Source organism: Falseniella ignava (assembly GCF_002847645.1).
GTDB lineage: Bacteria > Bacillota > Bacilli > Lactobacillales > Aerococcaceae > Falseniella > Falseniella ignava.
Map to the genome: position 1 here is coordinate 20,769 of NZ_PKHE01000002.1, position 12,699 is coordinate 33,467.

At 41.1% G+C, this 12,699-nt stretch carries 13 protein-coding genes and 1 other RNA gene; all 14 read left to right on the plus strand.

Going from position 1 to position 12,699, the window contains the following annotated elements; translation table 11 throughout:
- A complete protein-coding gene (locus CYJ57_RS01065) occupies positions 1–834 on the plus strand; it encodes a hypothetical protein (protein ID WP_101953723.1) in 834 nt (277 codons plus the stop codon).
- Complete coding sequence (locus tag CYJ57_RS01070) at positions 831–1,868, plus strand: uroporphyrinogen decarboxylase family protein (RefSeq protein ID WP_180764345.1); 1,038 nt, start codon at positions 831–833, stop codon at positions 1,866–1,868. Before CYJ57_RS01065 ends, CYJ57_RS01070 begins: the two co-directional genes overlap by 4 nt.
- A 17-nt stretch (positions 1,869–1,885) precedes the next feature.
- A complete protein-coding gene (locus CYJ57_RS01075; protein ID WP_101953725.1) occupies positions 1,886–3,103 on the plus strand; it encodes an ABC transporter substrate-binding protein in 1,218 nt (405 codons plus the stop codon).
- A gap of 82 nt (positions 3,104–3,185) precedes the next feature.
- Complete coding sequence (locus CYJ57_RS01080; RefSeq protein ID WP_101953726.1) at positions 3,186–4,055, plus strand: carbohydrate ABC transporter permease; 870 nt, start codon at positions 3,186–3,188, stop codon at positions 4,053–4,055.
- 8 nt (positions 4,056–4,063) lie between these two features.
- A complete protein-coding gene (locus tag CYJ57_RS01085; RefSeq protein ID WP_101953727.1) occupies positions 4,064–4,882 on the plus strand; it encodes a carbohydrate ABC transporter permease in 819 nt (272 codons plus the stop codon).
- A gap of 4 nt (positions 4,883–4,886) precedes the next feature.
- Complete coding sequence (locus CYJ57_RS01090) at positions 4,887–5,930, plus strand: ABC transporter ATP-binding protein (protein ID WP_101953728.1); 1,044 nt, start codon at positions 4,887–4,889, stop codon at positions 5,928–5,930.
- A 6-nt stretch (positions 5,931–5,936) separates the two neighbouring features.
- Positions 5,937–6,839, plus strand: a complete 903-nt coding sequence (locus CYJ57_RS01095) for a DUF7916 family protein (RefSeq protein WP_219525535.1) — start codon at positions 5,937–5,939, stop codon at positions 6,837–6,839.
- Between the two features lie 9 nt (positions 6,840–6,848).
- Positions 6,849–7,547, plus strand: a complete 699-nt coding sequence (locus tag CYJ57_RS01100) for a histidine phosphatase family protein (protein WP_101953729.1) — start codon at positions 6,849–6,851, stop codon at positions 7,545–7,547.
- 14 nt (positions 7,548–7,561) lie between these two features.
- Positions 7,562–8,590 carry a uroporphyrinogen decarboxylase family protein gene (locus CYJ57_RS01105; RefSeq protein WP_180764346.1) on the plus strand — a complete coding sequence of 343 codons (1,029 nt, stop codon included), beginning with the start codon at positions 7,562–7,564 and terminating at the stop codon, positions 8,588–8,590.
- A 37-nt stretch (positions 8,591–8,627) separates the two neighbouring features.
- Positions 8,628–8,717, plus strand: an RNA gene (gene ffs / locus CYJ57_RS01110) — signal recognition particle sRNA small type.
- Positions 8,718–8,860: 143 nt separating this feature from the next.
- Positions 8,861–9,283, plus strand: a complete 423-nt coding sequence (locus CYJ57_RS01115) for a bis(5'-nucleosyl)-tetraphosphatase (protein ID WP_101953731.1) — start codon at positions 8,861–8,863, stop codon at positions 9,281–9,283.
- A gap of 1 nt (position 9,284) precedes the next feature.
- Positions 9,285–10,112 carry a putative RNA methyltransferase gene (locus CYJ57_RS01120; protein ID WP_342352305.1) on the plus strand — a complete coding sequence of 276 codons (828 nt, stop codon included), beginning with the start codon at positions 9,285–9,287 and terminating at the stop codon, positions 10,110–10,112.
- A 33-nt stretch (positions 10,113–10,145) separates the two neighbouring features.
- Entirely contained in the window at positions 10,146–12,182 is a 2,037-nt protein-coding gene (gene dnaX, locus CYJ57_RS01125; RefSeq protein ID WP_101953733.1) for a DNA polymerase III subunit gamma/tau, read from the plus strand.
- Positions 12,183–12,202: 20 nt separating this feature from the next.
- Positions 12,203–12,697, plus strand: a complete 495-nt coding sequence (locus tag CYJ57_RS01130) for a hypothetical protein (protein ID WP_101953734.1) — start codon at positions 12,203–12,205, stop codon at positions 12,695–12,697.
- Positions 12,698–12,699: the final 2 nt, after the last annotated feature.

Genomic DNA, 12,699 nt, shown 5'->3' on the forward strand with positions numbered 1-12,699 from the left:
ATGTCGCATTGGAAGCGAATTGAACAGCTTGAAAGATTACATTATCCTTTTGATAGTGGCGAAGGGTTGACTTCAAACCAGCATCAATGGTTAGCAGAAACGCACGGTTCTCCAGAGTCGATGCAAACATTAATTCGTTTGCGTCAAAAGGCCACACAAAAACCATACGTATTAGCACCGATCGGTCATCTGATGGCGTCACAAGCACTCGGAGCGCATGTAAAATATGTAGCCAGCGGCGGAGCTTATGTCACACGATGGGATGCGCAAAGTGATTTAGATATTACTCAAATCATCCCGTTCATCGAATGGCTGAATCAATTGGATGAACCTGTAGGATTCAATGACACCGGGCTTTGGACCATTTGGGAGAGCCTCATTGGCTTACGGGAATTACTTACGGTGCTTAAACGAGATGCGACGGTGCCACTCCAAGCTTTCAAACAATTGTATCGACAATGGACGAAGCTCTTACAAGCCGAATTGAAACTCAAGCGAGGGATGATTATTCTAGGTGATCCAATTGGAATTCCCGAAATAATCGGGGATGCGTTTTATCGAGAATACGTCATGCCTTGGCAATGGGAATGGCTATCTGAATGGTTAACTTATGTTCGTCGCACATCCGACGTGGTTTATGTTAATCCATTAATGGCGGATGGACTGATCCGGTATCGAAAGACTGATTATCGGGTCATACACCACCGCTGTTCGAATGATCGATTTACCGATCAAGTTTTATTAAATCCAATGTATCAAGGGGCTGTAGTCACTCGACTGCTTGATGGCAGCGCCGTTGAATTATTAGTAACTGAAAAGGAGTACTGCAATTGAATTCAATCGAGAGGTTAGCTGCTTTTAATCAAGGGTTGCCAGTAGATCGCCCACCCTATATGTTGTTTCATGGAACATTTGGTGCGAGATTGACCCACCAAACGTATCAAGAATCTGAAGCAACTGCGGGTAATATTGCAGCCAAGGAAATCGCTGTATACAACGCATTCGGATGCGATAATGTTTCGGTGAATTTGGGGTTAAATGGACTGGGAATCATCTTAGGGAGTCAAATGAAGTATCCGGAAGATGCCAGTCCGATGTTAGATGTTCCATTGCTGTCATCTTTAGATGAGTTAGACAAAATTGATTTATCCAAAGTTTCTTTCGAAGCTTCTTGCTTATTACGTAAACATGATTTAGCGATTCAAATGATTCAAGACCGACTCGGTCAAGAGGTTGCAGTAGCTTATGAGCTTACAGGACCCTTAACTTCCGCAGCGAGCTTAATTAATATTGAGACTTTGCTGCGTGGAACTCGAAGACAACCCGAACAAGTGCATCAACTCTTAGGGTTAGTAACACAAGCAACGTTACGTATTATTGATGCCTTTGCATTAAATCATCAAACAACATTCAATATAACGGATCCAGTGTCATCAGGAGCTTTGATTAGCGGCAAACAATACCGTGAATTTAGCCAACCTTATACTCAACGCATTGTAGAGCATATTAAACAATATCAACGAGGGGAGGTGGTGATTCACATTTGCGGCGATACAACAAAGTTTCTGACCGATATTGCCAGTACTGGAGTCGATTATATCTCAATCGACCAACAAGTTGATTTGACAACTGCGTTGGAGATTGTAGAAGAATTACCGGTAGGTATTATCGGCAATATCGATCCAGTGAAATATCTCCTTCAAGGTGATATTAACTCAATCCAGCAACAAGTTGCCCAAAGTTATGAGGCAGCGAAGCATAGTTCAACAAAGTATATTATTGGACCGGGATGCAGTGTGCCACTAGCCACACCGATTCAAAATGTGACGGCGTATATGGAAGCGATAATGCATTACGGTCGAATGTAGAAATAAGGAGACAGATTATGAAAAAAATAATGCTAAAACTTGTAGCGGCAGTCATGCTACTAAGTGTTTTTGTTCCGAGCTTATTCACTGCAGTTCACGCAGAAGAGGAAGCGGAGCAAACCGTGAGTATTTTAGTTCCTGGTTATGATACAGGTTACTTACGTGAAGAACTTGATGCCGGTATTAAAGCTTTTGAAGAAGCTGAAGGGATTAAAGTTGAAGTCATTCCTGTAGGATGGGATGAATTAAACAGCCGTATTGTTCAATTAGTAAATGGCGGACAAGCGCCAGACATTATGCTAATTGGGACACGTTCACTTCGTCAATTCCGTGATGAAGGAATTATTCGCGACTTAGATGAATTTATTACACCTGAATTTGTTGAACCGCGTGTTGAAAGTGTCTATCACACAGCAACGATTGACGGTAAACAATATGGTATTCCAATGGCGTTCTCAAGTCGTGCATTAATCTACCGTACAGACTTAATTGAAACACCGCCAACCAATTGGGACGAATTATTAGAAGTCGCAGAAAAAGTCAAAGAAGAACATGATATTTATGGATTCTACTTACCAATCGACGGACCAGGAACTTCGATTGAATTAATGAACTTCTTCTACCAAAATGATGGCTTCCCAGTAAGCGAATCAGGTGAATTCCAACTTAATACACCTGAAATTGTTGAAACTGCAGAATATTTAAAACAATTCGTCGATAAAGATTTAGTTCCAAGTCCACTTGAATCTGAACGTAACGACCAAATTAAAATGTTCGTTAATGGAGACTTAGCAATGTTCGTAACAGGTCCATGGGATCAAGAAGCTTTAGAAGAACATAAAGAAGAATACCCATACGCAGTGGCACCCCTACCAGAAGGTAAACATCCAGGCGTTAACATTGCAACGGATTCTTACGTTATTACACAAGGAGCTAAAAACCCAGAAGGCGCATGGAAATTTATTGAATTTATGGGTCAAGAAGAATTCCAACGTCCAGTGAGTGAAGCATTCAACTGGTTCCCAATTCTTAAAGCTGAAGAATCTGACGAAAGATTCCAAACAGACTTTATGAAACCATTCTTAGAGACCATTGCTTTCGGTTATCCAGACCCACATACACCAAACTGGGATGAATTTAACCGTGCCTTTGTTCAAGCTTTACAAGAAACCTTATTAGGTGAAAAAGACGGTCAAACTGCCTTTGATGAAGCTCAAAAAGAAGTCGCTGAATAATTTTTAAACGAAAAATTTTTGCTGGGCCAATTGAGCCCAGCAAAATTTTAAATCAATGGGAGTCTGAAGGAGGGATTATCAGATGCGAAAACATACCGATTGGGTACCTTATACTTTGATTATGCCAGCAATTATTCTTTTGATTATTTTATATGGTTATCCTTTTTTCTTGACATTGATTCAGTCATTTCAAGAAGTGCGATTGTTTGGTGGCGAGTCGACTTGGGTAGCGTGGGGTAATTTTAGAAAGATTTTTACCGATAGTTCTTATGTAAAAAGCTTATCGATCACCGTGCGTTATGCGATTTTTACGGTATTTCTTAAAATTGTAATTGGTTTTATATTTGCCATGTTGTTAAATAGCGATATTTACTGTAAGAAGTTTGTGCGTTTCTTGTTCCTTTTACCATGGGCAATGCCACAAATTGCGGTAGGGATTGTATGGAAATGGATTCTCGACGGTAAATATGGTTATTTAAATTACTTTTTACAGCAGATCAATGCGATTAGCTCAAATATTTCTTGGTTAGCTCGTCCAGATATTACACTCTATGTCGTCGGGATTGTTGATGCTTGGATGGGATGGCCTTTAGTGACGATGATGTTCTTATCGGGACTAGAAAATATTCCAACAAGTCTTTACGAAGCAGCGCGTGTCGACGGCGCAGGTTATTGGTCTCGCTTTGTCAATATTACTTTAGCTCAGATGAAGAGCATTATTATGGTGACCTTAACACTGGTAACCATCTGGACTTTCAACTCCTTTAACGTTCTCTATGTTATGACGGAAGGCGGACCCCTTCGCTCAACGGAAACATTAATGATGCGCGTCTATAACGAAAGCTTCCGTAATTTCAATTTCGGAATCAGTAGTGCACTTTCGGTTTTAATTTTAATTTTCTTAGTCCTTATTACGTTTAACTATATTCGTAATATCTTGAAGGAACAGTAGGTGATGACATGCAACGAAAATTACGAACAGCAATTGTTATTTTTATAGGGATTTTAATCAACTTGCCGATCATCATTATGGTTATTTCTTCGTTAAGTTCCTACTCTAATCTCTTGCAAAATCCGGTTCACAGTTTTGAGTGGCCACCGATGTGGGAAAATTATACGGAGACGCTCTTTGGTGAAAAAAGCATTATTAAACCGTTAATCAACAGTTTGGTTGTCTCAGGGGTTACGATGGTGCTATGTACCAGCGTTGCGGTCTTAGCGAGCTATGCGACAACGCGTTATCCGATTCGATTTAAAAAAGGTTTTCTTTATACGGTCCTACTATTTCAGATGTTTTCACCCGTCTTACTCTCTGGACCGCTTTATGCCATCTTTAATACGTTAGGTATTTTAGATACTCGCTTATCACTGATTATTGGTAACACGGCGAGTTGCTTGCCGATGACGATTTGGTTACTGTATACCTATTTACAAGGGATTCCGCTCTATATCGAAGAAGCTGCGCGAATGGATGGCTGCACTTGGTATGAGAGTGTCTTCCATGTGTTGCTTCCAATGGCGTTACCGGGAATTATAACGGCTAGCTTATTTGCCTTTATTTCTGCTTGGGGAGATATTATCTTCGCCCGCTCAAGTATTTTGAATATGGCGAATAACACGTTGCCGCTAGCGATTATTCGTTTCGAAGAATATAATCGGACACGTTGGGATCTACAACTGGCTGCCAGTACGATTTCAACCATCCCAGTCTTTGTATTCTTTATGTTTATTCAAAATTCAATTGGCCGTGGGTTAATGCAAACAAGTAGTAAGGAGTAGAACTATGTCAAAAGTAACGATTGATAACGTCACAAAATCTTATAGTCGTGACACTACTATTTTTACCGATTTATCGCTGGTCTTCCCAGATAACGAATTTATCGTTATTCTAGGGCCGTCTGGTTGTGGTAAGACGACCTTGCTTCGGATGATAGCCGGATTAGAGGATTTCGATAGAGGACGTATCTTAATTGACGAGACCGATGTCTCAAATATGAAGCCTGAGCAACGTGATATTGCGATGGTGTTCCAAAACTATGCGCTCTATCCGCAAAAGACGGTCTATCAAAATATGGAGTTCGGTCTTAAAATGCGTAAAGTTCCAGCTGAAGAGCGTGCCGAACGTATTAAAAATGCGAGTGAAATTCTAGGCTTAGATCAGTTATTAGATCGCTATCCAAAACAATTATCTGGTGGACAACGCCAACGGGTAGCATTAGGGCGAGCTCTAGTGCGCGATCCTAAATTATTCTTGCTCGACGAGCCTTTATCGAACTTAGATGCGAAGCTTCGAATTAAGATGCGCTCAGAAATTATCCAACTTTATCAACGAATTGGTAAAACAATGATCTATGTGACGCATGACCAGACTGAAGCGATGACGATGGGAACACGCATTTTATTAATGAATGAAGGTTTAATTCAGCAATATGATGTTCCGGAAAAATTATACGATGAACCCGCGAATATTTTTGTGGCACAATTTATCGGAAGTCCACAAATGAATATTGTCAGTGAACCGGTTCAAAATGGGAAAGTGAAATTTGGAAATATTACGTTAAATGTGCCGGAGGGGTACCAAGGTGATCGAATTCATATTGGATTGCGGGCAGAAGATTTACAAATTGCTGACGGTGAATTCTATGAAGTATCACATACAGAAAACTTAGGAAACGAACAATTAATCTATCTTTATGATGACCAAGGTGAGGAAATTGTGGTGCGAGATTACGAACGTACATCGCTAGAACCAGGTCAGCGTGTCGGATTAACCTTGTTAGATCATAAAATTCATTGGTTCGACCATCAGACAGGGGAGCGAGTTTAATTATTGATGAATGCGAGAAGAATATTAGATTGTTATGCGAGTGATTTTGAGAAAATGGATCGGAAGATGCTGTTGCAATCCATAGCTGCTGCGGAAGGTCGTACGGTACTCGTTGAATTAAAAGAAAGTTTTGAATCATATATAAAAGACTTGACCAATTCTGAATTGGCAGTGGCAGCCGGCGCGGATTTGATTTTATTGAATCAGTTGAATGTATTAGAACCAGTTATATTAGGAATCGACCAAGCTGACCGTCCGGTTCAACGCTTGAAAGAATTAGTCGGTGTTCCGCTAGGGGTTAACTTGGAGCCGATTGTGCCGACATCCGTTCAAACTTACGAACCGCTGGAAGCAATGATATCCGGTCGGAAGCTAAGTGTTGAAACACTAGACGTTATTGAGAATTTGTCGTTGGATTTCTTATGTATTACAGGGAATCCAAAATCAGGCGTTACGAACGAAGGGATTGTACAGAGTATTCAACTTGCCAAAGAACATTATTCAGGAATCATTATGGTAGGGAAAATGCATTCTGCAGCCATTCAAGAGCCGGTTATGACAGAAGCCGTTGCGGAGCAATTTGTAGAAGCAGGAGCTGATGTGGTCTTATTACCAGCCGTTGGGACGATTCCGGGTTTTACGATGGAGGAATTCCTAGCGTGTCAACGTATTATCCGTCAATCAGGTAAGTTGGTCATGGCTGTTAATGGAGCGAGCCAGTGTTGTGCACCGAGAGATGTCATCCGTCAGATTGCTTTGAATAGCAAAATAGGCGGCGCTGATATCCATCATATCGGATCATCTAACAGTGGTGGTGTGGCACCTTTTGAGAATATTTTTGAATTATCGATGACCATTCGTGGAGAAAATCACACATTAAGACAATTAGCGAGATCGATTCGACGTTAGGAGAAAAATATGGATGCAAAATTAGAAAAAGGCTTAACGATTTATTTTATTCGTCACGGGGAGACTTACTTCAATTTACATCAACGAACGCAAGGTTGGGTCGATCCGTTTTTGACCCCTAAAGGGATTGAAGATATGCGCCAAGTTGGCAAGCGCCTCAGCCGAGTGCGTTTTGATGCAGCCATTGTCAGTGACTTGAAGCGTACTACGAGAACGGCGGAGATTTTACTCGATGAAAGTATTTATCCACGTTGGATGGTGCCAATTCGCGAATTAGCGGATTTCCGTGAGATTAGTTTTGGGAGTTTTGAAGGAATGACTGCCAATGAAACATGGGAAATACTCCGGCAATATCTCGGTTTCCCTTCGGTTGAAGCGATGTTAAATGAAACAACCGAGGCCGAGCGGCTCTCTGCACTGAAACCGGCGGATTTGCATGGTGAAGGTGAAGATTATCAAGATTATTTGACTCACTTACATGTTGGGGCAGATAAACTGCTTGATGAGTTAGGAGATACGGATGCGACCTTACTCTTTGTGGGGCACAGTATTAATATCCGTCATATTTTACAATATTTGATTCCGAAAGAAGACCATATTCCAGAGCTTTATGATATGTATTCGATGAAAAATGGCGGGGTTATTACGATTAATAATCAATCCGGATATTTTAAAATTCACCAATACATGGATAAATTTTATGAGTAAAGGAGATGATGCCAATGGAACTCACTTCCGCTGAACGTTGGGAAAGACTTTATATGCAATCCCCATTAGATACGATGCCGGTCGTACTCTTTGATAATTTAGTGAGCGCTAAATTAATCGACCGAACTTACCTTGAATCTGAAGCAGACGCGACATTATTGCTTGAGAAGTTATTAAAAAGTTATCAAACCTTTAAAGCAGATTCCGTCTCTTTAAATTATTCGATGAGCGAAATCAATCAGGTGCTTGGCGGTGAAAGTAAAGTCACTCATCCAAATACTTCACGTAGTATTGTGGCTTATCCTGCCCAAGCATTAGAAGACGTTGCGGCATTGCCAGAGTTGGCATTAGAGACACTTCCGGTTACGTTAAGGTTGCGTCAAGCCATTGAACATTTCCTCAATGAGACACATGGAGAAGTCCCAGTTCGTCTTCATTTTAGAGGTCCTTTCAGTATGGTGGCAGGCTTGATTGAATCGGAGAAAATTTTACGCGGTATGCGTCGAGATCCAGAAGGACTCCATGCAGCGTTAGCTTATACGACACAATTAGCCACACAGCTCGTTGAATGTTTCAGTGATTTGGCACCGATTATCTATAATATAAGTGATCCGGTGGCGAGTGGTAGCTTAATTAGCCACAAGCAATACGAGGCGTTTGCCTTTCCATATACGCAACAACTTGTCGAAACATTGCATCAACAAAATCAACGCGTACACCTACACATTTGTGGTAATACGGAACGAGCATTACCGTTGATTCAACAAACGGGTGTGGATGCATTTAGTATGGATCAAGTGGTTGATGTGGCAAAGGCTTTTGAAATGACCGATCATCAGTTGTTGCTGATGGGCAATGTCGATCCCGTCAAGTTTTTCTTAGAGGGAACACCTGAAGAAATCAAGCAGGAAGTTGAACGCATTGCTCAAGCCGCAAAAGATGCAAAAGGAACATTAATTCTAGCGCCAGGGTGTGATTTACCTTATGATACACCGATTGAACAAATTCAGGCCTTTATGGAAGCAGCACTCGCTTGTTCGTAAAAGGGTGTGACTTGCTTTCAAGAGAAACCTATGATACTATAAAGATGCCAATGGTGGAGTCACGAACCGGGTCAGGATCGGGAGATAGCAGCTCTAAGTGACGAAGCCATGTGGTATTTTTTTATATTCAAGTGAGCGCCATTCCGAAAGGAGGCGCTTTTTAATTTATTGTGATTCATCCAGTCTTTGGAATATAAAACCCTCAAAAAATCATCAGATAGTGTATAATAGGAGTAATTAACTGGAGAAGATGTAAGTGAGGGATAATGGATGCAATTACAAGAAAAATCATGCGGCGCTGTAGTATATTATACTGACCACGGCGAAAATCATTATTTATTGATTTGTCACCGGAATGGGGGTCATTGGGCCTTTGCGAAAGGGCATGTCGAAGCAGGTGAAACAGAAATCGAAACAGCTCAACGTGAGATTCAAGAAGAAACAGGATTGAATGTTACGATTGATCCACGCTTCAGAACGTCGGTGAGCTATTCACCGAGTCCAGGTGTTCAAAAAGAAGTAGTTTACTTTGTAGCTTTATCCGACCAATTAACGGTGACTCAACAAATAGAAGAAGTTACCAATGTTCTTTGGTTGCCTTATTCACTTGCCTTGGAACGGCTCACTTATGAGAATGATCGAGATATTTTAATGCAAGCTAAGCAATATTTATTGACAAAGGAAGGCGAATAAATTGAGTATCCGATACCAATGTCCAGTTTGCCAGCAACCTCTGCAAATCGAAGGTCGCAGCATGAAATGTCCGAAGGGACATCATTTTGATTTTGCTAAAGAAGGCTATATTAACTTGCTTCTACAAGGACATTCGACGAAATATGACAAATCGTTATTCCATGCTCGACGGGAATTAAATGATCGAACGAAGCTGTATCAACCGGTTATTGATTGTATCACTCACATCTTGACGGCGAATGGATCACCAGCCCTCAAGTTGCTTGATGCTGGAACAGGTGAAGGTTACATCTTGAATCAAGTTGATCAACAATTAAAAGAACAAGGTATTCATTCCGATGCTGTAGGCATTGATATTGCCAAAGACGGTATTCGTCAAGCTGCCAAAACTTATCGAGCAATCGATTGGGTGGTGGGCGATTTGGCCAACGTACCTCTAACGGGACAACAATTTGATGGCATTTTGAATGTCCTAAGTCCCTCTAATTATCAGGAATTTAATCGATTGCTACGTCCTGGAGGGCAAGTCATTAAAGTGATTCCAAGTACCCACTACTTAAAAGAACTACGTGAGAGAATCTACAATACATCTGATCGATCGCAATATGATAATACTAAAGTTAAAACCTTGTTCTACCAACATTATCCCGCTGTTCAGAGCCAAATCTTAGAATACATTGTCGGATTAACTCCGACGGATTTAGCATTATTAATTGATATGACACCCCTGACCTGGGGGTTAAATTCTGAAGAGCGTCAACAACTGTTAAATCATTCAATTGATCAAGTGACGATGCATTTTGAAGTGTTGGTGGGACAAACAAACTAAGCAATTTACTATAAATTGAGAAAGGAGCACGCCATGAGTTATCAAGCGTTATATCGCGTTTGGCGACCACAAACATTCGATGAAATGATTGGACAAGATCCGATTAAAGAGACACTGAAAAATGCGGTAAAAAACCAACAAATTAGTCATGCTTATTTATTTACTGGACCTCGCGGAACTGGAAAGACGAGTGCAGCTAAAATTTTGGCGAAAGCCGTCAACTGTCCGAATACCCAAGATGGCAACCCTTGTAATGAATGTGACTTGTGTCAACGGATTACGCAAGGATTGTTAAGTGATGTAGTTGAAATTGATGCGGCAAGTAATAATGGAGTCGATGAGATTCGCAATTTGCGTGATAATGTTCGTTATGCAGCTAGTGAAGCCACCTATAAGGTCTATATTATTGATGAAGTTCATATGTTAACAACCGGAGCTTTCAATGCATTATTGAAGACGCTCGAAGAGCCACCAGAACGTGTTATTTTTATTTTGGCGACGACAGAGCCGCATAAAATTCCAGCAACGATCTTGTCACGAGTGCAACGTTATGACTTTCAACGAATTAGTGAGACAGATATTGCCAATCATTTAGCTCATATTTTAGAGCACGATCAAGTCGCCTACGATTCAGAAGCGCTTGCGCTGATTGCTCGAGCAGCCAATGGAGGGATGCGCGACAGTCTCAGCCTGTTAGACCAAGCTATCTCTTATCATCCAGAGAAAGTGACCTTAGATGCGGCACTGAGTGTGTCAGGCAGCTTAAGTCAAGAGGCACTCTTAGCTTATATTGAAGCCATCTATCAACATCAGGTGGAAGCTGCTTTAGAAATTGTCCGTCAACAGTTAAATGAAGGGAAGCAAACGGCACGTTTTATTGAAGAACTAATCTTATTAAGTCGGGACTTATTGTTATCTCAATATTTGAAGAAAAACCAAACTCTCTTAACCGACGCTCAGCTTGAAACCATTGAAGCAATCCCAGCGTCCTTCTATTATCAAATGATTGAATCACTCAACGAGACCCAAAATAAATTGAGGTTTTCTAATCAGCCGCAAGTTTATTTAGAGATATTTACCGTTCAACTGGCATCCGAACAACCGTCTCAGTTGGTAAGTTCCTCAGCGACACCGCAAGATTCCGAACTGGTTACGCAAGTTGTCCAACTTAAAGAACACTTGATGCAATTGGAATCCAAAGTAGAACAATTGACCCAATCCAATCAGCAAAATAGCGCGGTAACAGAGTCTGGGGCGGGTTCGAGTGAACAGCCATTGACCCCGCGTGAGCGACCCGATCATCAAGCCGCTACTTATCAGCTCGATCAATCGGCAGTTTACCATGTATTGAATGAAGCGACCCATCAAGGACGTAAGCAAGTGAAGTCTGCTTGGTCTTCGATTGTTGGTCAGCTGCCTCCTCAGATGCGTCGTCTCTTTACCGATAGTGAAGTAATCACTGCAGGGAATGGCTATATTTTACTTCGCCTTGATAGTGCCCTGTATGCAGGAGAAATCCAACATGAGATGCAAGTTCAACAGGTATTACAGCAAGCTATCGAACAAATTTTAGCAGAGATGTACAAAGTCGTGCTTGTATTAAGTAGTGAATGGCCAACGTTACGCCAACAATACAAAGTTTTGCGCGATCAAAATAATAATCAGCCGATTCCATTGCGAGATCGTGCGGAAGAAAATATCAAAGAAAACGAGAAGGATTTGCGAGAAACATCGAATGAATCTGTGGCGGAACCGGATGAGGGGCCATCGTCATTTGATATTGAAGTGTCTGAGGAACCAATGAATGATACCGCAAGGGACGAGTCTGTGCCTGAGGAATCTACTGTGGAGATTCGGGATTGGAAGCAAGAAACCAACGAAGCGGGTGCCAACGCTGAAAATGAGGTTGAATATACCGATATTTTTGGCACAGTCTACCAAGGTGAACCCGAAGAAGCAACCTCCATCGAAACAATGCAATTTTCGGAAGATCCGGAAGAAGATGCAGCAATTCGAGAAACCATCAACTTATTTGGGGAGGAAAATATATCGTTCCATTATGATCGATAACATTTAGATGAGGTGAGATAATGAATTTAATCGTTAGCAGTTACATTAATTTGTGGATTTGGTTGATGGCATTATTATTCATTTACTTTTTAGGAACGCGTTATAGTACTCAACCTCAATTAATTCGCAAATATGCGTCGTTACAAATTATTTTAGCGGCCTTAGGGGTGATGACGTTGTATCACCAAGTAATGTACTTAGAGTCGCATATTCATGGGGAATTAATTTTATCGTTACTACTATTAATCGCAACGTTAGCGGTCCAACTGCATCTATTAAATCAGCTCGTCGTGGTCGGATCTCAAACCATGATCGGACCTTATAATACTCGGCGCGAACAAGCGTATCGTAGTACGCAGAATGTTACTTTGGTGATAAGTTTTATTTTATGGTTGATTACTTATTATCGAGCCAGCGAAACGGTAGTTTGGACCTGTATTGGAATCGGGGGTTTGAATCTCTTATCGATGGCATCGTATCGCATTTTTCAACGGTATTTGCACGAAAAGTTCTAGAA

Coding starts and splice junctions, on each gene's coding strand:
- CYJ57_RS01115 (WP_101953731.1), top strand. CDS start 8,861: ATGCAATTACAAGAAAAATCATGCGGCGCTGTAGTATATTATACTGAC.
- CYJ57_RS01095 (WP_219525535.1), top strand. CDS start 5,937: ATGAATGCGAGAAGAATATTAGATTGTTATGCGAGTGATTTTGAGAAA.
- CYJ57_RS01075 (WP_101953725.1), top strand. CDS start 1,886: ATGAAAAAAATAATGCTAAAACTTGTAGCGGCAGTCATGCTACTAAGT.
- CYJ57_RS01130 (WP_101953734.1), top strand. CDS start 12,203: ATGAATTTAATCGTTAGCAGTTACATTAATTTGTGGATTTGGTTGATG.
- CYJ57_RS01080 (WP_101953726.1), top strand. CDS start 3,186: ATGCGAAAACATACCGATTGGGTACCTTATACTTTGATTATGCCAGCA.
- CYJ57_RS01085 (WP_101953727.1), top strand. CDS start 4,064: ATGCAACGAAAATTACGAACAGCAATTGTTATTTTTATAGGGATTTTA.
- CYJ57_RS01090 (WP_101953728.1), top strand. CDS start 4,887: ATGTCAAAAGTAACGATTGATAACGTCACAAAATCTTATAGTCGTGAC.
- CYJ57_RS01105 (WP_180764346.1), top strand. CDS start 7,562: ATGGAACTCACTTCCGCTGAACGTTGGGAAAGACTTTATATGCAATCC.
- CYJ57_RS01100 (WP_101953729.1), top strand. CDS start 6,849: ATGGATGCAAAATTAGAAAAAGGCTTAACGATTTATTTTATTCGTCAC.
- dnaX (WP_101953733.1), top strand. CDS start 10,146: ATGAGTTATCAAGCGTTATATCGCGTTTGGCGACCACAAACATTCGAT.
- CYJ57_RS01065 (WP_101953723.1), top strand. CDS start 1: ATGTCGCATTGGAAGCGAATTGAACAGCTTGAAAGATTACATTATCCT.